General features: G+C 40.4%; 18 protein-coding genes. 13 read left to right on the top strand and 5 right to left on the bottom strand.

What is annotated here, in order from left to right:
* Positions 1-418: 418 nt before the first annotated feature.
* Together L0Z67_RS18450 and L0Z67_RS18445 are read left to right on the top strand one after the other, a co-directional pair.
* Positions 419-2,305 carry a putative bifunctional diguanylate cyclase/phosphodiesterase gene (locus tag L0Z67_RS18450; protein WP_392353760.1) on the top strand — a complete coding sequence of 629 codons (1,887 nt, stop codon included), beginning with the start codon at positions 419-421 and terminating at the stop codon, positions 2,303-2,305.
* A 44-nt stretch (positions 2,306-2,349) separates the two neighbouring features.
* Positions 2,350-3,276, top strand: coding sequence for a hypothetical protein (locus L0Z67_RS18445; protein ID WP_237115315.1), 927 nt, complete (start codon positions 2,350-2,352; stop codon positions 3,274-3,276).
* 70 nt (positions 3,277-3,346) lie between these two features.
* On the opposite strand, the gene L0Z67_RS18440 is transcribed toward L0Z67_RS18445, so the two are convergent.
* Positions 3,347-3,775, bottom strand: coding sequence for an Lrp/AsnC family transcriptional regulator (locus L0Z67_RS18440; protein ID WP_062567105.1), 429 nt, complete (start codon positions 3,773-3,775; stop codon positions 3,347-3,349).
* 204 nt (positions 3,776-3,979) lie between these two features.
* Here L0Z67_RS18440 and L0Z67_RS18435 point away from each other — a divergent pair, with 204 nt between their 5' ends.
* The 6 genes from L0Z67_RS18435 to L0Z67_RS18410 all read left to right on the top strand — a co-directional run bounded on the left by L0Z67_RS18435 (position 3,980) and on the right by L0Z67_RS18410 (position 10,928).
* Entirely contained in the window at positions 3,980-5,185 is a 1,206-nt protein-coding gene (locus L0Z67_RS18435) for an aspartate aminotransferase family protein (RefSeq protein WP_062567106.1), read from the top strand.
* 47 nt (positions 5,186-5,232) lie between these two features.
* The gene (gene astA, locus L0Z67_RS18430) at positions 5,233-6,267 is read left to right on the top strand and encodes an arginine N-succinyltransferase (protein WP_237115316.1); all 1,035 of its coding nucleotides are present in this window, start codon (positions 5,233-5,235) and stop codon (positions 6,265-6,267) included.
* A gap of 18 nt (positions 6,268-6,285) precedes the next feature.
* Entirely contained in the window at positions 6,286-7,758 is a 1,473-nt protein-coding gene (gene astD, locus L0Z67_RS18425) for a succinylglutamate-semialdehyde dehydrogenase (RefSeq protein WP_237115317.1), read from the top strand.
* Between the two features lie 40 nt (positions 7,759-7,798).
* Positions 7,799-8,602 carry a DUF1338 domain-containing protein gene (locus tag L0Z67_RS18420; RefSeq protein WP_237115318.1) on the top strand — a complete coding sequence of 268 codons (804 nt, stop codon included), beginning with the start codon at positions 7,799-7,801 and terminating at the stop codon, positions 8,600-8,602.
* A 17-nt stretch (positions 8,603-8,619) separates the two neighbouring features.
* Entirely contained in the window at positions 8,620-9,471 is an 852-nt protein-coding gene (locus L0Z67_RS18415; RefSeq protein WP_405128748.1) for a hypothetical protein, read from the top strand.
* 239 nt (positions 9,472-9,710) lie between these two features.
* Entirely contained in the window at positions 9,711-10,928 is a 1,218-nt protein-coding gene (locus L0Z67_RS18410) for a type III PLP-dependent enzyme (protein ID WP_392353754.1), read from the top strand.
* Between the two features lie 90 nt (positions 10,929-11,018).
* On the opposite strand, the gene L0Z67_RS18405 is transcribed toward L0Z67_RS18410, so the two are convergent.
* The 4 genes from L0Z67_RS18405 to L0Z67_RS18390 all read right to left on the bottom strand — a co-directional run bounded on the left by L0Z67_RS18405 (position 11,019) and on the right by L0Z67_RS18390 (position 17,137).
* Positions 11,019-11,489 (bottom strand): hypothetical protein, encoded by a 471-nt coding sequence (locus L0Z67_RS18405; RefSeq protein ID WP_237115321.1) that lies wholly within the window; start codon positions 11,487-11,489, stop codon positions 11,019-11,021.
* A 78-nt stretch (positions 11,490-11,567) separates the two neighbouring features.
* The gene (locus tag L0Z67_RS18400; RefSeq protein ID WP_237115322.1) at positions 11,568-14,537 is read right to left on the bottom strand and encodes a TonB-dependent receptor domain-containing protein; all 2,970 of its coding nucleotides are present in this window, start codon (positions 14,535-14,537) and stop codon (positions 11,568-11,570) included.
* Positions 14,538-14,910: 373 nt separating this feature from the next.
* Entirely contained in the window at positions 14,911-16,191 is a 1,281-nt protein-coding gene (locus tag L0Z67_RS18395; protein ID WP_237115323.1) for a flavohemoglobin expression-modulating QEGLA motif protein, read from the bottom strand.
* A 79-nt stretch (positions 16,192-16,270) separates the two neighbouring features.
* A complete protein-coding gene (locus L0Z67_RS18390; RefSeq protein WP_392353751.1) occupies positions 16,271-17,137 on the bottom strand; it encodes a TlpA family protein disulfide reductase in 867 nt (288 codons plus the stop codon).
* A gap of 189 nt (positions 17,138-17,326) precedes the next feature.
* On the opposite strand from L0Z67_RS18390, the gene L0Z67_RS18385 reads away from it, so the two are divergent.
* The 5 genes from L0Z67_RS18385 (at position 17,327) to L0Z67_RS18365 (ending at position 22,063) form a co-directional block, all read left to right on the top strand.
* Complete coding sequence (locus L0Z67_RS18385; protein ID WP_062567116.1) at positions 17,327-17,587, top strand: DUF3081 domain-containing protein; 261 nt, start codon at positions 17,327-17,329, stop codon at positions 17,585-17,587.
* Between the two features lie 7 nt (positions 17,588-17,594).
* Complete coding sequence (locus L0Z67_RS18380) at positions 17,595-17,891, top strand: hypothetical protein (RefSeq protein WP_237115325.1); 297 nt, start codon at positions 17,595-17,597, stop codon at positions 17,889-17,891.
* 80 nt (positions 17,892-17,971) lie between these two features.
* Positions 17,972-19,567, top strand: a complete 1,596-nt coding sequence (locus tag L0Z67_RS18375; RefSeq protein ID WP_062567118.1) for an AbgT family transporter — start codon at positions 17,972-17,974, stop codon at positions 19,565-19,567.
* Positions 19,568-19,788: 221 nt separating this feature from the next.
* Entirely contained in the window at positions 19,789-21,525 is a 1,737-nt protein-coding gene (locus L0Z67_RS18370; RefSeq protein ID WP_392353748.1) for an amidohydrolase, read from the top strand.
* A gap of 19 nt (positions 21,526-21,544) precedes the next feature.
* Positions 21,545-22,063 (top strand): protein tyrosine phosphatase family protein, encoded by a 519-nt coding sequence (locus tag L0Z67_RS18365; protein ID WP_062567120.1) that lies wholly within the window; start codon positions 21,545-21,547, stop codon positions 22,061-22,063.
* Positions 22,064-22,079 lie beyond the last annotated feature (16 nt).

The raw sequence follows: 22,079 nt of genomic DNA, 5'->3' as shown, positions 1-22,079 counted from the left end.
CACGCACCATAAAAGTGCATAAAACAAACAAAAACATGATTAATCAAACTTCTAACCTTAAGTCAGCAATAAACGAACCAATTTGAAAGTTAAATTCTCATTTACTCTAAATACTGAACTTGAGTCATTTCTCAGTAAAAAGTAGTTAATAAGTAAGTGTTGGTAAAGTGAATTAAATTGAAGTTAATCGTGTAGTACAAAGTATTTTTAAGAGATTAAAGGCCTGATTATTGCACTCAACAAATACAACTTTTTACTTACTTAACAGATTAACATTCTAATTACATTACAAAAGGTTTGTCTATTTTAGTGACAAGCCATATACTGAAAAAATTAACTTACGGGTTGGTAAACAATATAATAGTGCCCAGGACGGTAGTGAATAATGGCCAATGCTCTTCGTATAGTATGCAGTTGTATGATAACCATAGTAGCTTTTTTTTATGGTTTAAACATTTTATTAGTTAAACAGGTTAACGATCTCTCTTATCAACCAAATACAACTATGCTTTCCACTTTCTCAATCCCCCCATCAGGTATAGCACCGGCTCCATGGTACAACATTCTATTAACTGGCCAATACACGCTCACTCATAACAAGCAAAATTACGTTGTCGTTAAAGCCGACACACAAACAGTCACGGCAATTGAGACAAAGCAGCTCATTACTTCAACTTTGATGGCACCTATTAATATTATCATTTTGTTGCTGTTAATTATTGCTATCACATGGTTGGTCAGCCTAAGACGTCAAAGCGATAGCATGAAACAGACGATTAAAGAACTTAACATTCAAACTTCAGCTCTACTCTCCAGCCTAAACCTTACTAACACACATTCAGCTTCGCAATCTACGCTTTGTAATTTGCAAGCAAATGTTCATGCCTTGAGCGCGCACATTACCACCTACACTCGCGAGTCTCAGGCGAGTATTTGCCAAGACAAATTGACCCTACTGATAGACCGCCATGCATATTTAGAGCATTTAGCCAGACAACTAAGTGTTGCAGAGATAGATAAACTCAATTGTGCGCTTTTATTTATCGATTTAGATGGTTTTAAACAGGTAAATGATTCATTTGGCCACAGCTTTGGCGATGAAGTACTTATTCAGGTAGCTGCTCGCTTAACGGGTGTGCTTCGCCATCACAAGCTCAACAATATTTCTGCCACCAGCCAGCTTGAACAAAACTTAGCTCGTTTGGGAGGAGATGAATTTTCTATCTTTATTAATCACCTGACCTCAAAAGAGCAAGCACTTGAAATTGCTAAAAATGTTTTAAAAGAAATCGAGAGGGATTTTGTACTCGGTAATAAGCTGATTAAGATCAGCGCAAGCATAGGCATTGCAACCTACCCTGACAGTGCAGCGACACCTCACACATTACTGCAAATGGCTGATGTGGCGATGTATCGTGCCAAAACTGATGGCCGTGGTATTTTTAAAGTGTATTCCCCTGAAATGGGCAATAAAATGCGTCGCTATCATTACTTACTTGAGGAAATGCGCCTTGCAATTGCCTCTGAAAACTTTCATTTATTCTTTCAACCGATTGTAGATGTTGACGATTGCGCAATCGATTATTTTGAAGCTTTGGTACGCTGGGAACATCCAGTTGAGGGCGCTATTTCTCCTGTTGAGTTTATTCCTATTGCTGAAGAATCGAATCTTATTTTAGAACTCGGCGATTGGATCATGCTTGAGTCATGTCGGCAGATGGCTGCATGGTATAACGCGGGGATGAAGAAAGTGAAAATATCGGTGAATATTTCTGGCATTCAGTTAAAACACCGGGCAATTTATGATTGGGTAATGGCCAAACTTTCTAAAACAGGACTGCCAGCAACTGCTATTATGTTGGAAATAACAGAGTCGACATTAATCACCGCAAGTAAAAAAATTATAAACGACCTAGAGAAATTACGCCGTGAGGGTATCACTATCGCCATCGATGACTTTGGTACTGGTTTTAGCTCTTTAAGTACCCTTGCTGACTTACCGATTGATGTAATAAAACTGGACAGACTGTTTATTGCGCAAGCCAATGACAACCCAAAATATAATAAGATACTTCACTCTGTCAGTGAGTTAGGCCATAAACTAGGTTTAAAAATTGTGGCCGAAGGCGTTGAAGAGCTTGCACAATTTGAACTAGTTAAATCAATGGGTATTAGAAGTGTGCAGGGCTACCTTGTTAGCCAGCCCGAATCATCTTTTAATGTAGGCCACAAAGTACTCCACGATAACGTCAATTTTATTGCAACAACAGGCACAAGTGTTTGGAATATACAGAGACAACATTAATAAGCTATAATCACATTTAATATCTAAATCCCAATCCCTTGTTAATGTTGAAAAAAAGTCTATTAATTACACTAACCCTGAGCGTGACGCTTGCCGGTATTTTTATCGGTACATCAATTTATACTTTATACAGTAAAAAACGCTTATCTGTTGATCCTAAAGTCAAGGAAATATCAGGGATAGAATTTGATAAAAAGCATCGCCTTTGGGCAATTAACGATAGTGGCGACCAGCCAAAACTGTATCGTTTAAATGAGGATGGCTCAATCGCAAAAGAAGTGTTAGTCACCAATGCCAAAAACATTGATTGGGAAGATATGACTCAAAATAGGTTCGGGCATTTCTTTTTAGGGGATTTTGGCAATAATAACAATGACCGAAAATGGCTAACCATTTATAAAATAGAAAACCCTATTGATATAAAGGGTAATACAACACAAGCTGAAATCATAAAATTCACCTACCCTGAAATGGATGGCAGCCCAATCCTCCCCAATAAACGTAACTTTGACTTAGAAGCATTTGTTGCTTTTAACCATCATTTGTATTTATTTACCAAAAACCGTACCGAGCCATTCGATGGCATTACCAATGTTTATAAAGTAGGCGACCATGCCGCAAATTTCGATGCCGAATTAATTGACTCATTCAAAACCTGCACGACGATGGAAAAGTTATGCTGGGTCACATCTGCCGCGTTAAGCCCTGACAGAAGTAAACTTGTTTTACTTGATTCGACTAGCATCTGGTTATTTGAAAACTTTAAAGGCGATAAGTTCTTCTCAGGTGATGTGTCACGTATAGACTTAGGTATCGTCACTCAAAAAGAAGCTATCACATTTTACGATGATAACACCATCGTGTTTACCGATGAAGAATTTAAAGGTATCGGTGGCAATGCATATGTTATACAACTTGATGAAGTCGAAAAGAAAGTCATTCGCAAAGCACCTCAAGCAGATACAAATTAAATATCTATAGCCAAAAACTGAATGAGTAATTTCTGAACCGAGTAAAAACAATCTTGATCCAAATTAAGGGTTAACGTTTAAATTTCGTCTCTAAAATCACTGACGATGTAGTACGCTCAACCCCATCTAAGTTACCAATATCATCTAAAAGGTGGCTCAGCTTTTCAAGGTTTTGGGCTTGCACAACTGCAATCAAATCAAACTCACCGCTAATTGCGTAGAGCTGCGAAATGGCATCAATTTGCTTCAACTCAAGATTGGTTTTAGTGGTCAATTTTTGTTTTACTTTAATTGAAACGTGCGCCGATACCATTTGGCTCAAATAGGCATCACCATAGTCAACACTGTAGCCTTTGATCACACCTGTTTCTTCTAGTTTTAACATTCGGCTTTGCACTGTTGAGCGCGATAAGTTAAGCGCCCTGGCAAGGTCTGAAATACTCGCACGGGCATTTGTTCTTAGTATAGATAATAGCTTTTCGTCTTGTGGCGTTATCACTTTGACTACTCTTTTCGTTAATTTGCTTTTTATTTTAGTCATTTTTCACAAAATAGCACTGCAAATTTAAGTTTCTAACCCAGATAATAGTAAAAATAGATAAGAAAAATAATCTCATCGTGCTTAATTAGGCAGGAACGGCTTAACTGACCTATTTTTTGCAATTTAACTTTTTTCATACTAAGCCATATTTAGGTGCAACAAATGCAAGTAACAAGAGAACTTTTCAACGACGTAATGGTACCAAACTATAACCCATCTGAGGTTATCCCTGTTCGCGGAAAAGGCTCACGTGTTTGGGATCAAAACGGTAAAGAATTTATTGATTTTGCAGGTGGTATTGCCGTTAACTGTTTAGGTCATTGTCACCCAGCTCTTGTCAATGCGCTTAAAGAGCAAGGTGAAAAAATTTGGCACTTATCAAACGTAATGACAAACGAGCCTGCACTGCGCTTAGCTAAAAAGTTAACGGACGCTACATTTGCAGATAAAGTGTACTTTGCAAACTCAGGTGCAGAAGCCAACGAGGCAGCATTAAAATTAGCGCGTCGCTGGGCATTAGATGTACACGGCGAGCAAAAAAACCAAATCATCGCGTTTAACAAAGGTTTCCACGGTCGTACATTCTTCACTGTTACTGTAGGTGGCCAAGCTGCTTACTCTGATGGCTTTGGCCCTAAACCTGCTGCCGTTGATCACTGTGACTATAACGATTTAGCTGCGTTTGAAGCACTTATCAGCGACAACACATGTGCCGTAATGATGGAGCCATTACAAGGTGAAGGCGGTATCATTTCACCAACAAACGAGTTTATTAAAGGTGTTCGCGCGTTATGTGACAAACACAATGCTTTACTTATTTTTGATGAAGTACAAACAGGTGTTGGTCGTACTGGCGATTTATACGCATACCAAGGTTTAGGTGTAACACCAGATATTCTTACTACAGCAAAAGCGTTAGGCGGTGGTTTCCCAATCGGTGCAATGATCACAACGGCGAGCATTGCAGAGCATTTAAAAGTAGGCACACATGGTTCAACTTACGGTGGTAACCCGCTTGCATGTGCTGTAGCTGAAGCGGCTTTTGATACTGTCAATACTGAAGAAGTACTCGCAGGTGTTAAAGAGCGTGAACAGCTTTTACGCGACGGCTTTGCTGCAATTAACGACAAATACGATGTATTTAGTGAAGTACGTGGTAAAGGTCTATTATTAGGTGCGGTACTTAACAGCAAATTTGAAGGCCGTGCACGTGACTTCCTAGTAGCAAGCACAAAACACGGTTTAATGAGCCTTGTTGCGGGTACAAATGTTGTGCGCTTTACGCCATCTTTAGTTATCCCTCTTGAGGATATTAAAGAAGGTTTAGCTCGCTTTGAAAAAGCGGTTGCAGACGTTGTAAACGGTTAATTCTAGTTGGCGTGCTGCTAAACCAGTGCGCCATCGGAGAGCAATGAATGCAAGTATTACGTCCTATCACAGCAAATGATTTTGCCGCGTTAAAGCAAATAGCGATGGAGTCTGGTCATGGGTTTACCTCATTACCTGTTGATGACACCTTGCTACAAGAAAAAATCGATCGCGCCGAGCAAAGTTTTGCAAAAAACATCAATAAACCACAAGACGAAACCTATTTATTTGTTTTAGAAGACAGTAAAACGGGTGACGTTATCGGCACTACAGCGATTGAAGCCGCTGTAGGTATGTCGGTGCCTTTGTATCATTACCATCTTGGAAAAACTGTTCACCATTCACGTACTCTCAACGTGTATAACACCGTTGATATTCTGAGTATGTGTAATGACTACACAGGCTGCTCTGAGATTTGTACCTTGTTCTTACGTGAACAAAACCGCAAAGGCTTAACAGGTCGCTTTTTATCGCGTTCGCGCTTTCTATTTATGGCGCAGCACAGCGAACGTTTTGCTGATACCATCATCGCAGAAATGCGTGGCGTAAGTGATGAAAAAGGCCATTCACCTTTTTGGCAATGGTTGCAAGAGCACTTTTTTAGCATTGAGTTTCCACAAGCTGATCACCTAGTCGGTTTAGGCGATAAAGTATTTATCAGCGAATTAATGCCTAAATACCCAATCTATGCCAACTTACTGAGCAAAAAAGCGCAAGCTGTGATTGGTAGGGTTCATGAAAAAACAAAGCCTGCACTTAAACTGTTAGAAAAAGAAGGGTTTGAGCACCGTGGGTATGTCGACCTTTTCGATGCAGGGCCCACTGTTGAAGCAAAACTTGGCAATATTCGCAGTGTTCGTGAGTCACAAGTGTGTCCTATCACCATCGGTGAACTTGCACACATTAATGAGAAAAGCTCAGATACATTAGCTATTTGTAATCAAGGCGTGAATGACTTCAGAGCAACATTCACCAAACATGCTCATTATAACCACGCTAAGCACACGCTAATCATCAGCCAAGAAGTGGCAGATGCACTTAAATTAAAACAAGGGGATGCAGCACGGTTCTTCCGTTTGTAACCACTTAAGGAGTTTAAAATGAGTGTCACAACTCAACTTATCGATAACCAATGGCAAGCTGGCCTTGGTCATGATTTTAGTTCTATCAACCCAAGTAATGGCGAGGTTGTGTGGCAGGGTAAAACAGCCACGGCTGGACAAGTAGCTGATGCAATTAAAGCAGCTCGTAGTGCGCAGCTAGGCTGGGCTGATATGACCCTTGAAGAGCGTATTGTTATTCTTGAAAACTTTGCAGCAGAGCTTAAAGAGCATAGCGAAGAGTTTGCAACAATTATCGCCCGTGAAACAGGTAAACCACTTTGGGAAACACGTACCGAAGTAGGCGCAATGACAGGTAAGATTGCCATTTCTATTAGAGCCTATCACGAACGTACGGGTACCACAGAAAACCCAATGCCTGGGGCGAAAGCGTTTATACGTCACAAGCCACATGGTGTTGTTGCAGTGTTTGGTCCTTATAACTTCCCAGGTCACTTACCGAATGGTCATATTGTGCCTGCTATTTTAGCGGGCAATACGGTTGTATTTAAACCATCAGAACTCACCCCTCATGTTGCAGAGTTTACCTTAAAACTTTGGCTAAAAGCCGGCTTACCTGCCGGTGTCATTAACCTTGTACAAGGTGAAGTCGACACAGGTATTGCACTCGCTTCTCACCAAGATATAGATGGCTTATTCTTCACGGGTAGCTCAAATACAGGTCACCTATTACATAAGCAATTTGCAGGTCACCCTGGTAAAATCTTAGCGCTTGAGATGGGTGGGAATAATCCACTTATCGTAAAAGATGTTGCTGATGTAAGTGCCGCTGTTCACGATATTATTCAGTCTGGTTTTATTACGTCTGGCCAACGTTGTACCTGTTCTCGTCGTTTATTTATTGAGAACTCGGCAAATGGCGATGCAATTTTAGAAAAGTTAATTGCTGCAACCAAACACATTAAAGTAGCCGACAGCTTCAGCGAAGATCAACCGTTCATGGGTGCAATGATCAGCGAAAAAGCAGCACTCGGTATGGTTGCAGCTCAGCAGCAATTACTTGATATGGGAGCAACCTCTCTTGTCGAGCTTAAGCATCTTGAAGCGGGTACCGGTTTTGTAAGCCCAGGTATTATTGATGTAACGGCTGTTAAAGACATGCCTGATGAAGAGCACTTTGGTCCGCTTATCAAGGTATACCGTTATACAGATTTCGATAGTGCGATTAATGAAGCAAATAACACCTCATTTGGTTTATCTGCTGGTTTATTAAGTGATGATAGCGATGACTACCACCATTTCTTAAAACGTATTCGTGCCGGTATCGTTAACTGGAACCGACCAATTACAGGCGCATCAAGCGCTGCACCGTTTGGTGGTATTGGTGCCAGTGGTAACCACAGAGCAAGCGCTTATTATGCTGCTGACTACTGTGCATACCCTGTTGCTTCTGTTGAAGCCGATAAAGTTAACTTACCACAGACCCTTGCGCCGGGCTTAATTATTGAATAATTGTTTGGCGGTCTCGCCGCCTTAATTGAAGGAATTAAACATGCACACAGATGTAAACGCCCTATTTGAAAACCTATGGGACAACTATTTATCAGTTACGCCATCGGCGGTAAAAGTACATGAGCTACTAGGCTCTACACAAAAAGATGACGTGATTAACGATCACATCGCTTTACGTACCTTTAATCATGAAAAAATCGGTTTAGAAAAACTAGCTGCGCACTTCTTAGCAGTTGGCTACAAAGAATGCGGCGAGTATCACTTCGAAGCGAAAAAACTATACGCTAAACACTTCGAACACTCAGATCCGAAGCAACCTAAAGTTTTCATTTCTGAATTACTTGTTGAACAATGCTCAGAAGAGCTTCAAGCTATTGTTAACGACATGGTTGCACAGGTTGACGAAAACGCTGTAACAGCGGATAATTTCCTTTACTCAGGTACGCACTGGCAAGTAAGTTCAGACACCTACAAAAAACTGCTTGCAGAAAGCGAATACGCGGCATGGATGTCGGCGTGGGGTTACCGTGCTAATCACTTTACGGTGAGCATCAATGAATTGGCGAAATTCGATGATATCGAAAGTGTTAACCAAGCACTTAAAGATGCCGGTTTTGCACTAAATACATCGGGCGGCGAAATCAAAGGTTCGCCAGAGGTATTACTTGAACAGTCTTCTACGCTTGCTGATGATAGCGAAGTTGAATTTAGCGATGGTGTTGTTGCCGTACCGAGTTGCTTTTATGAGTTTGCGCTACGTTATGCAAAACCGGATGGCGAACTCTACACTGGTTTTGTTGCAGCATCAGCTGACAAAATTTTTGAGAGCACCAATGCTCGATAAATAATTAAAGGATATGCATGAGACTAGGTTTGCTTTTTTTAATAATGCTGACCTTAAGCACAGCTTTCGCTAGTGATAAGAGTAAGCTTATAATTCTATCTCATGCATATTTCGACAATGAAACTGATAAAAATAGCGTTAACTACCATCTAGTCAAAGCAATTCAGCCAGCACTCGGTAATGAGTTCCATCTTAAGCTACAGTTTACAAATCATGCACGCCAAATTAAACGTTTATCAAGTAACGAACCTAGCTGTACTTTTAATGCGATAAAAACACCAGAACGCAAACAGAACATGTTGTTTTCAACAGTTCCAACATTTATGCATGTGCAACGACAGTTATTTGGTCTTAAAAATGAACTAAAAAGTAAACCTTCTGACATTTCAGTGGAACAACTCCTACACAAAAACTATATTTTCGGAATAATTGGATCCACAAGTTATCAACAACTGGACAAATTGTTTGCAAGTAATGCCTCAAATGTAGCTGTTATATATGGTGAAAACCCATTTTTACAACTAAGTAATCTACTCATGAACAATCGTATCGATTTCATTATTGGTTACCAAGAAACGTTATTTGCTCATTTAACCGTTGAGCAACAGTCTCTTATTGAATCCCGTCCTATTATTGAGTTACCTAAATTTATATATGGGTATTTTGCTTGTAGTAAAACACCGCAAGGTCGCAGGGCCATGGAATTAATGAACAATTACATGAAAACCCATGATATGGCTGCCTACCTTAAAGAAATCCATACTAATAATAGCCGCCCAGAAGATACCCAAGCAATGCTCGACATTTATACTAAAACATACGGGATAAATTTTAAAAACGCCCCTTCGCCTGTTCAAAAAACACACTGAAAATAATTCAAAAAATCTTTGAAATAATGCTTGCGCAAATAAAAAAGCAGATCTATTATCTCGCCGCTTCTTGATGATAGCCAATCCGAGTACATTGCAAACCTAGTTTGTAGCAAGGCGATAGAGCAACTATCCAAGAGTGTATTTGATTGCACAGAACATACGGTGCGCTTAATAACACTCAACTGACTTGGACTTCCATTTTTTTCCGAGCAGTTGCTTAATTGCCGGAGAGTAAAATGGCTATTTCAACACTTACACAAGACTTAACAATCAAAGTACCTGCAGCATCGGTTGCTGCAAACGAATCAATAGCACAACCATCAAATCAATTTATTGAGCAACTTGTTGCCCAACATGGTGCGCCATTAATGGTGCTAGATTGTGAATCTGTACGCCACCAGTACCGTGCACTAAGCCGTGCTTTACCTGGTGTTGTTTTACACTTTGCATTAAAGCCACTTCCTCATGCAGCAGTTGTTCGCACGCTTTTAGAAGAAGGTGCCAGCTTTGATTTAGCAACCAGCGGTGAAGTTGACTTAGTTGCCAGCCAAGGTGTACCAAGTGATCGTACTATTCACACGCACCCTATCAAGCGTGACCGTGATATTCGTGATGCCCTTGAATATGGTTGTAACGTGTTTGTGGTTGATAACATCAATGAACTAGAAAAGTTCATTGCATACAAAGACCGCGTTGAGTTACTTGTTCGCTTAAGTTTTCGTAATGCAGAGTCATTCGCGGATTTATCGAAAAAATTTGGCTGTAGCCCTGCAATGGCTATTGAGATCATTACTTACGCGCAACAACTAGGTATTCGTATCAAAGGTTTGTCGTTCCATGTTGGTTCACAAACAGCGAGCCCTGCTAAATACGTAACAGCAATTGCTGCATGTAACCAAGTGATTAACGACGTAGCTGCATTGGGACTACCTGCACTTAGTACGCTTGATATCGGCGGTGGTTTCCCAGTGCCGTATAACAAAGACGTACTGCCAATTGATGAGTTTTGTGCCCCGATAAATGATGCCTTAGCACAGTTACCAGAGACAGTTCGCGTCATTGCAGAACCAGGTCGTTTTATTGTTGCCTGCGCTGTAACCAGTGTTGCATCGGTAATGGGTCAAGCTGTACGTGAAGGTAAACCTTGGTACTACCTAGATGATGGTATTTATGGCTCATTCAGTGGTTTAATGTTTGATGAAGCCTCGTACCCTATCGACTCGTTAAAACAATCGAACGAACGTGTAGAGTCCGTATTGGCAGGCCCAACTTGTGACAGCATCGATGTGGTGAGTGAGTCAATCATGCTACCTAAATTAAGCAACGGTGATTTAATCATCAGTCGTATGATGGGTGCTTACACATTAGCAACCGCAACAGATTTTAACTTCTTCAAACGTGCTGACGTTATTGTACTGAATGATGTAGTACAGGTTGATGCACTTACTGGTTAACAATTTCCTCGACTAAAAGCATGTAAGGCTACATGCTTTAGCTTTACAAAACGCAGCTGCTCATTCCAGCTGCGTTTTTATTTCATGCAATTAAACAGTACCTTCTAAACACTGTTTCTTTCTTAGCTGATCTTCGATTACTAAAGGGCGTTTCAGCTCCTTGGTAATTACTTCTGAGGCTTGATTACCCGTCTCTTTATCTGCGAACCAAATAGAAATTTTATCTCCCTTTACTTCACGGTTTAGCGTGTAGTTTCCGCCTTCTTTAAAGTTCATATCAAATCGAGCAAAAGCATTCTTTTCAGAAGATGGGAAATCTCTTTCACTAATTACGGCTTTAACCCAAAGAACGTGGTCGCCAGCTTCGTACTGCCTTGCTTGCTCCCAAGCTGAAACAGACTTGCTATTACACATTAAGTACACATAATCTCTTTGCTTACCATGCTCATATTGAAAGTTTTCAACTCGAAACTTTCCTTCGTCTATATCCTTTTTAATAGGCAACGCACTACATGCTGTCATTAAAACTGCTGAAACTACTAGGCTTGAATGTTTAATCATATTTTTTCTCCATAAAAAAAGCGCCCTCTTATAAAGTAGGCGCTTTCTGTTTAAAAATCAAGCAATAAGCTTAAGTTTTTAGAACGTCATGTTGAAAACCATTTCAACAGTACGTGGTGTCTGCCAAGAAACTGGTGAACCGAACTGTGCATTACCATTGAATGCAGCTTCCGATTCAGCAACCTCTTCATAGTTAGTTACATTGCTCGCATCGAACAAGTTTTCAATTTGAAGAGATACGAAAGCAGAATCAAATACGTCTAAGTAGCTAAGGTCATACTTGAAGTTAACATCTACTGTCGCAGTCCAAGGAGTTCTACCAAAGCTACCACGTGAGAATTTAGTGTCACCTACATAGTAAGTATCACCATAGTGATAGCTTCCTTGGTCTGGGTAGTAACCAGCACCCAGTGCGTTACGAGGACGGCCTGAAGTTAGACGCGTATTCATACCAACGATTAGATTGTCTGATATCGCATATGAACCAAAGATTTTCAGTGAATGGCGACGGTCATTAGGTAAGTAACCATTAGCGCCGTCCATTAGGTATGGGTAATCCCAGTCTGTTGTTAGACCAGCATCATCCTGACCGTTATCAGATTTAACGTAACCTTCCGCATTACCATAGCTTTGTGACCATGTGTAGTTCGCTTTAAGCATCCATTGACCATCCCATGCTCTTTCAAGCATTAAGTCAACAGCGTTGTAGTTACGTTTTGCTTCTGGGTAACCTAGCTGTTCAGCTGTGAAGTTATAGTCTTCTAAAACACCGTCACCGTCAGCGTCATATTGGAAAGATGCGCCTTTACCTGGGTTAAGCAATAAGAAATGATCATCATCAATACCGATGCTTTCAAATGCTTTTTCTGCACTCGCATCATCAATTACACTCTTAAGTTCGCGACGAGTATATTTGATACCTGCTGACCAGTCTTCATTGATCATACCTTGATAACCAATGATGAATTCATCTTGATACATTGCTTCAAGGTTTGAAGAACGAACACTTACAGGGCTAGGTGCTGTACCGTCACCAAATACAACTGTGTCACCAAGCTTACCACCTAATTGTGGAACATCATCTGAGCCGATGCTGTCAATTTGGTAATAGTCATGTGTATAAAGCTCTGCACCTGCTAAACGAACGTTAGTATTTGATGCTACTGGTAAATGATAACGACCTGCATTGGCAAATACTTTATGCTCACCATCTGCAAAGATGTCGTATGCGATACCTAAACGAGGAGCAAACTGATTGCTCATTTCAACGAATGTTTCACCGTCAGCATTTAAGTTTTCGAAACTTTCCCAACGGAAACCGATGTTTAGAGTTAGTTGATCATTTACATTCCAAACATCTTCAATGTAGAACGCTTCATTGTTGATATCAAATTCGCCACCAACTTCATAGTTACGTACACGAACATAACGACCAGACTCTTGGATTGTATAACCATTTGGTAATACAGCACCTGCTTCATAGTTTTGGTATGCGTAGTAGATATCACCAGAAAGGTTTACAACACTCGTTGATGTATTTTTCTCAGCGTCGTAACCGAAACGCAAGTTGTGATTGTCTGTTACTAACCAGTCAACGTCAAAACGATATTGCTTACGTTCGTCACTATTATCTTCAATAGTAAAAGACGCCCAACAACCTAAGTTTTGACCAGATGAAAGGTCATAAATTACTGGACAATCTGCGCCATCAGCTGTTGTAGTATCCGTAAACTCAACTTTACCTGCCATTGCAGAGATTGATAAATAATCTGTGATGTTACCGTTATAACGAACAGACCAGCTTTTACCACCAGACAAGGTTTCAGAATTTAGAGCCGTGTCTTTGATGATATTGCCATCTGCATCCAAGTCGTAATCAGTAGTCGCAAGAGTACTTTCGTCTTTGAACATCCATGCAGATAAAGAGTGATCTTCATTAATATTCCAATCTAAACGTGCCAAGTAATAAGGGTCATCATCCTTACGAATACGCATACCGTTACCACGATTGATAAGATCTTCGTATTCATTATCACGCATTTCATAAAGACCATAGAAGAATAATGTATCTTCAATTAGAGCACCACTTGCAAAAATATCTGTTTTGCTTGTTTCACGCGCATCACGGCTATTATCAACAATAACGTCACCAACACGGTTAGCACAGGTCTCAACTATGTCACCGTTTACAACTTTCTGTTGACAGTCATCGGCTTGATAATACGAACTAGGGCGGTCACCGTATAGCGAGCCAAGATCTTGTCTATGTTGTAGACCAAATTTAAACTCATTAGTACCCGATTTAGTTACAGAGCTTACTACACCACCTGTTGAGCGACCAAATTCAGCTGAGTAACCACCCGTTTTAACTTGGAAAGATTCATAAGCTAAGAAAGGAATAGTCGCACCACCAACACCATTACGGAAGTTTGTCATGTTGAGACCGTTCACGTAATAAACGTTTTCAGCTTGAGATGCACCACCAAAGCTTGCAAGTGAGTTACCTTTCGCATCTTCGAAACGAGAATCACCTAAGTTAACACCTGGAGCAAGTAATGCTACTGATGTGATATCAGGCGCAACTGGTAAACGGTTTAGTTCATCAGCAGAAATATTGAAAGAAGCCTCTGAGCTTGTTGTATCAACGCGAGCAATTCGGCTACCCGTTACAGAAATAACCTCTAAGTTACCCTCTATCATCTCTACTTCAAGCGCTGCAACTTTACCAATTCCGATTGTTACGTCTTTAAGTTCAGATGTTTGATAACCACTTTTTTCAATGCGGATATTGTAAACACCTACAGGAATTGAATTTAAGTTGAACTGACCTCTAGAGTCTACGATAAGCGTTTTCGTGAAACCATTTGTCTCGTTCGTAATAGTAACAGTTGCACCGGCAATTGGTGCATCGCCTTGTTGCTGTGTTACTACCCCTTTAATTGCACCATCAACGTTACTTGCTAGTGACTGCGCACTGTAAAGTGTTAAAGATGAGCAAACGGCAACGCATAAAGCCGCTTTTTTGAATATGTTGTTTTTATGTATCATAATTTTCCCTGAATTATTATTTTAGTTACTTTCGCACTTTCGATGTAACAAAATATTTTTACCATTAACACGTGGTATATACAAGTGTTTATTGAAACTTTCTGATAACATTTCATTAAGAAAAAAACACACTATATTCAACAACATCTATAAAAACACCTTTTGTTCCTGATAACAAAACAATATAAAAATTGTAAATATGAGGTTTACTAAAAAGATTTTCGAGGGAAAAATCAGAATGAATTAGGTATCACTTTATGCTTGAAATGACTTTTTGGTACATAAAGTTAACAAAAATTTTTGTAGTTTGAATTAAATAATCACTTGAGAGTGTGGAGCTAAATAAATTATCGCCACTCCACATTTAAATAGATCAAATAAACAATGGTTTGTAATCGTTTTCTAATTGCTCAAACGACAAGTTGCCAATAAAACGACCAAAGCTCAGCCACGTTGCTAGGCCTCGCAAGTCTTTAAAGTGTGGCGGAATAAATTTAGGGTCTTCAATCACACCTAAATCATGCAATTGTGATATCAGTCTGAAATCGTCTATTGAGATTTTACCAACCAATAGCAAGTGCAATTGATCAATTCGGCCTAACTGAATGGCAACTCGTATTAGGTTATACACCAACACGAAACCTTTAATATAGGCAATATCTTTTGTAAAAGGTAAGCCTGTTGCTGTACTTCCTCTAAACACGCGTTGAGTGAGTGTGTAGCTGTCGTCCTTGCTCAAGCCTTGTGCTACATAGTCACGATAAATGTCTACAAATTCAGCGCCATCAATAACCTTGGTAATCCCTTGAATACGGTTAACTAATTTTGCTAAACGTCGAGGCGTCGACTTTAAGGTAATAATTTCGGTCAACACCGCAAGGCCTTCTTGGGTAACCGTAGAGCTCGGTGTGCCTTTACTTAAACAAGTTAAATAAGGCTGCGCAAGACCGTTTTGGGTCGTCCCCACATGGATCCAGCCTTCATGCACTTCAAGAATATCAAGCTCCCGCTGTGAAAACTTAACATCTTGATTAAGTTTAATGTTGTTTGCACCTGCTGCCGCATCACTAACAATACCGTCGCTCAGAATGACCTCAACATCGATACCCGGCATTGTTTGAGCCACTTGCGATGCTAAAATTTTAACCGCATCTTCTGCATCAATATTTTTGGGATCATCAGGTAATATATCGGCATCGAGCATACTCTTTAGCGGCTGCTCAAGCATGGTGGCAAGCTCAGCAAGTGAAGGCTCTCCAGCATGGAATAAATCTTTTGGATGACCAAATAGTTCAACAGAAAGATCATGAAATTCAGGCGTGCCACGATACTCAATCATACTAAGTACAGTTTTATATTCAGTACACATCTTGCTCATGTATTGGGCTATCGGATTGAGTTGCCCTAACTGGCTGATGATATCGCGATTTAAATCAGAAAACGCACGGCGTAACTCACTTGGTACAAAACCAAGATCACGTTGCTGGTAATAAGCTTGATCAACCGTTGGGTTTTTCTGGCATTTATGCTTAAAAAACTCTTCTTTGATCTGTTTATCCCAATTGATCGCATCAAGAATACGAATGGGTGTTTGCAGTGCGATTAATCGGTCAGATAACTCGCGTGTTTTTGCTAATAATGCCTTATCTATCATGCTCTAGGCTCACTGTGTAATGAGCCTAGAGCATAGGCTAAATTTGTATAATTACAAAGCTAAATTAATCGGTTTTTAGCTAAAATTTAGCCTGTGTAGTGGCTAACTTTCCATCGTTGTAGATAAGTAAAGTTGGTACCGAATTAATGCCATTTTCGAGAAATAAATCGTTACCATAATCGATTGAAACCGGCATACTTGCAGAGAATTTATCAACATATTCTTGCACTGCACTTTGATCGGTCCACAGCTGGCTCACTTTAACTTCCACATCAATTCCTTGCTCTGTCAATTTATTAACATGTTGCTGTGCTAATACACATTGCTTTGCCATAGCAGGGCGAGTGTCGGCTAAGTACCAGTCGCACCACGTTGCGGTGAATAGCACTGCTTTTTTGCCTTTTTTCGGAATAGTCAATGGAGTCGCTTGGCCTTGTTTTTCGCTAAGCAGTCGTGCTTTTTCAACTTTGCCATTGTGTGATAACAAACGTAATGTGTTATCAAGCGGCTTATCGGCTTCGTGGCCTTGAAAAATCACTTTCTCATCGCTATCAATTAACACATGAAAAGGGGTGCCCATAAATTCATAATGTTTCGCAACTTGGCCTGTGTGATCCGTAAATAGTGGCATACTAAGTGAGAAACGCTCTTTAACCTCAGCAACAGCGTGTGTATCATCATTGAGGTCGATATTAATAGCTACAAATTGAATTTTATCGCCATATTGCTCATAAGCATGCTGAAAATGCGGCATCTGCTCCATACATGGCTTGCACCACGTAGCCCAAAACTTTAAGTAAACTGGTTTCTTGCCTAAGTAACTGCCAAGTTTAACAATTTGCCCTGCTTCATTTTCTAAAACAAGGGGGGCTGTATTCGCCGATATTCTTTGGCTAACAAGCAACAAGCCTGTTAGCAGCACCAAAGGAAAAAACTTATATTTCATTGTGCGATCCTCAAATAAAACGTAGCTTAAGCGTAAGGTAAGCCAAAGGATTGTAAATTTTCGACATCAGACATGCTAATGTCATTTTAATGATTTATCGCAAAGTAAAGCTTATTAACACTCAAAACATTAAGAATAGCACTAAACTTTTTATAGATAGTAAACGTATTACACCAAAAAGGAGTCATCATGAAAAACGAGTTAGACGGTAAATTAATTCTTTCTGTGTATGAGAAAATTATTCAACACGGTGAAGATCACGAAGACGGTAAACTCTATGAAGGTATTTGCGCTTTTTCAGATATCGATGGCTATACAGTATATCTAAAAGGCAGCGGTGTATTACTGCGCTTTGGTTTTCACAATACCTATCACCTTGACTATCAACACGAAAAAAATAAAGAGGACTTTTTAAAGAAAGTGCTTTATATCGCAGAAAAGGAACTATGAATACATAATGAAACGACGGGTAAAAGCTGAGTCAAAACAACAGACTGTATTTATCAATGAGGTTATTAATGAACTTAAAAGTAATCCTGATAAGTTAGATATCATCCGCGATAATCTGAGTTACTATCGTGAGCAACAGTTTCTTAAGCGTGGTTTTCTGCTCGCTATTGAGCGCTTTGATTGGGTGTTTGAAGCAAGCAATGATGTAGAGCAAATTTGCGCGCAAATTCTAGCTGATGATTATATTGGTAAACGTTTGCGCCGCTACCCCTTGCTATATAAGGGTGTCATTGAGCGTAGTTAGAACGATTCCCACCGCTAAAACATGATCTGTCCGGTAAAAAATGCTAGGTTAGCGCCATTTTGAAAATACGAGAACTGGACATGTCAAAAACAATAAACTCTCACAACACCCATGAGGGTGGTAACAATGGGTTATTTAACCGATTTTTAGCCACCGTTGAATTTCTGGGGAATATGTTACCCCACCCTATTACATTATTTGCAATGTTCTGTGTTGCGATCATCGTATTCAGTGGTATTGCCGATTGGTTTGGCCTAAGTGCCATCGACCCACGCCCAGAAGGTGCTGCCGGTCGCGACCCTGATGGTGTAATTGAGGTTGTCAGCTTACTCAGTGCCGAAGGCCTACAACGTATCGTTACAGGGCTTGTGACTAACTTTACCAGCTTTGCGCCACTTGGTACGGTACTGGTTGCTTTATTGGGCGTCAGTGTTGCAGAGCACTCAGGTTTACTCTCTGCAGCTATGCGTGGCATGGTAATGGGTGCATCTAAACGCCTAGTTACCTTTATGGTGGTGTTTGCTGCGATTTTATCAAATACGGCATCAGAGCTTGGCTACGTAGTACTTATTCCACTCGCTGCAATGATCTTTCACAGCCTTGGCCGTCATCCGCTTGCGGGTCTTGCTGCCGCATTTGCGGGTGTTTCAGGTGGGTACAGCGCTAACTTATTACTAGGCACCATTGACCCTTTGCTGGCTGGTATCACTACGCCCGCTGCACAAATGATTGATCCGAACTACCAAGTTGGCGCTGAAGCTAACTGGTATTTCATGATGATTTCAGTATTTTTAATCGCTATTTTGGGTACTCTCGTTACTGAGAAAATCGTTGAGCCGCGGCTTGGCAAATACAACCCAGAAGAAGCTAGTAATGATTTGCCAAAAAATGATATTGCCGGTTTAACCGATAAAGAAAAGTCAGGCCTTAAGTGGGCTGGTGTTTCATTGTTAGTGGTTTCATTATTACTTGCATGGACAATTGTTCCTGACGACGGCATTTTACGCAACCCAGAAACAGGCCTTGTAGCACACTCGCCATTTTTAAAAGGCATTGTAGTATTTATCTTTGTGACTTTCGGTATCCCAGGGTTTGTTTACGGCCGTGTTGTTGGCACCATGAAAAACGATAAAGATGTCATCGATGCCATGAGTAAAAGCATGAGCTCGATGGGGATGTACATTGTGCTGGTATTCTTTGCAGCACAGTTCGTTGCCTTCTTTAAATGGACCAACTTAGGCACAATTTTAGCTATTAACGGCGCTGCTCTATTACAAGCGCTAAACCTAACTGGTCCTGAAGTTTTCGTGCTATTCATTTTAATGTGTGCGCTAGTAAACTTAAGCTTGGGTTCTTCATCAGCACAGTGGGCTGTCACTGCACCAATCTTCGTACCAATGTTAATGCTTATAGGCTACGCACCGGAGACTATTCAAGCAGCGTATCGAATTGGTGACTCGGTAACAAACCTTATTACTCCAATGATGAGTTACTTTGGATTGATACTAGCTGTTGCAACTAAATATAAGAAAGACATGGGTATTGGTACATTGGTTGCGACCATGCTTCCTTACAGCATGATATTCTTTGTTGGTTGGGTCGCGTTATTCTACTTATGGGTATTTGTACTGGGATTACCTGTGGGCCCTGAATCACCGATTTATTATCAGCCTTAAGTAAGCACCTCTTCTGAAGAAAAAAGCCAAGCACTCGCTTGGCTTTTTTGCCTGTGTAATTATCCTGTGGCACTCAGCTTTATAGTAAGAATCAGTTAGCAGCTTCGACAATCGAGTTTGACTTCAATCAAATTTAAGCCCATTTTTTAAACACAATCTATATAAACAGACTATATTCTTATATTGCTCAAAGACATAATTAATAAACAAGGACGCTACACATGAATTATCACCTCACACTCGCTTGTTCATTACTCGCCTTAACGGCCTGTGATAAAGCCCCTGTGCAAACAGCTAAAACTCTGCCACTGCAAGTTAGCTATGCAGATGCTATTTATTATGGTGGTGATATTCTTACTATGACCGATGATAAACCAGAGTACGCACAAGCAATCGCAACAAAAGGTGAAAAAATTATCTTTGTGGGTAATAAAGATAAAGCACTTGAATATAAGCTTGGCAAAACAAAGCTCATTGATCTGCAGGGTAAAACTTTAATGCCTGGTTTTGTAGATGGCCATAGCCATGTATATGGTGTTGGCTTGCAAGCCATGGTCGCCAATGTTCTACCTAGCCCAGATGGTGATGCCAATAGCGTTGAGCAAATCGTCAACATCCTAAAAGCAGCACAACATAACCCTGACTACACTACATTTATCGAAAAAACAGGAGCAATTTTAGGCTTTGGTTACGATGATGCTGAGCTTGATAGGTATCCAACTAAAATGGATTTAGACCTAGTTAGTACAGATAAACCTGTAATTATAATTCATACCTCAGGCCACTTAAGTGTTGCAAACAGTAAAGCATTAAGCATGGCTGGCATTGATGCCAGCACTAAAAATCCTGATGGCGGACTGATACGCCGAATGCCTAACTCACAAGAACCAAATGGTGTACTCGAAGAAAACGCACACTTTGCTTTATTGTTTAAACTCATGCAATCTTTTGATCCTGAGTTACAAGACATGATGCTTGAAGAAGGCCAAAAAATGTATACCAAATACGGCTACACAACGGCGCAAGAAGGCCGTGCAACCCAAGAAGCTTATGATTCAATGGTAAGGGCATCAAAAGCGAATAAATTCGTGATTGATGTGGTTGCTTATGCGGATATGGCTACGAGTAGTAGTTTCATGAACTCAACTTATAATAGTAAAGACTACACCAACCATTTTCGCATCGGTGGGGTAAAACTAAATTTTGATGGCTCACCACAAGGTAAAACTGCGTGGTTAACTCATCCTTATTTAAAAGCCCCTGAAGGCCAAGAGCAGGGTTATGTAGGCTACCCTACTTTTAGCGATGAGCAAGCCTATAAATATGTTGAAACAGCCTTCGCTAATGGCTGGCAAGTTATGACCCATGCGAATGGTGATGCCGCCATTGAACAATTTTTAAATGCTGTTGAAAATGCGAATAACAAGCTTGGCAAAAAAGACCGTCGCCCTGTGCTCATTCATGGTCAAACAATTCGTCAGGACCAAGTTAACCGCCTTAAAGAGTTAGGCGTTTTTCCATCACTCTTCCCCATGCATACCTTTTATTGGGGCGACTGGCATGTAAACTCGGTGCTTGGTCACCCCCGTGCAGATTTTATTTCACCAACCCATGCGGTTCGCAAGCAAGGGCTAATGTTTAGCACCCATCATGATGCGCCAGTGGCACTGCCCAATGCTCTTCGCGTATTAGATGCAACGGTTAACCGCACAACTCGTACTGATCAAGTATTAGGTCCTGAGCAACGGGTTTCTGTGTATACTGCATTGCAAGCAATGACAATATGGCCTGCGTATCAACACTTTGAAGAAACCTCAAAAGGGCAATTAAAACAAGGGATGCAAGCGGATTTAATTATCCTTGATAATAACCCTTTAAAAATAAAGCCTGCAGAGCTTCATAACTTACACGTGTTAGAAACCATCAGCCGTGGTAAAACCGTCTACAGTAAAAATTAAACACATTTGAAGGAATAATATGAATAAGTTCATACAGTTAGTATTAGCCTCAATGCTGTCATTTTCAGTATTAGCAACACAAACAATCACCACAGAGCTAGATATTTATAACCTGAAAGCTCAATCTGAGTATGTATTGACCTCAGGTCAGCCGAATCAAACCGATTTTGCAAAATTAAAAGAGCTGGGAGTTAAAAATATCATTAACCTACGTGGGGATAACGAAACTAATTGGTCTGAGCAAGATTTAGTCACCGAGCTTGGCATGAATTATTACCATATTCCTGTGCAATCGAAAGCTGATATTACGATTGAAAATGCCACTAAGCTACAAAGTTTGCTCAATGAACATCAACAGCAAACAACCTTGTTGCATTGTGCTAGCAGCAACCGTGTTGGTGCACTTGTTGCGCTTTACAATGCTATTACCTTAAAACAGCCAATTGATGAAGCTGTCGAGATTGGAAAGCAATGGGGCTTAAAAAGCCTTGAAGGGGTTGTAAGAAGTAAAGTAAACGAAGAAATTGGTCAGCCCTAAGCTGACCAATTTTTAA

It is taken from the genome of Pseudoalteromonas sp. PB2-1, assembly GCF_045040605.1.
GTDB classification, from domain to species: Bacteria; Pseudomonadota; Gammaproteobacteria; order Enterobacterales; family Alteromonadaceae; genus Pseudoalteromonas; species Pseudoalteromonas arabiensis.
Note: the sequence above shows the minus strand (reverse complement) of the source record. Positions and strands in the feature narration are given on the sequence as shown.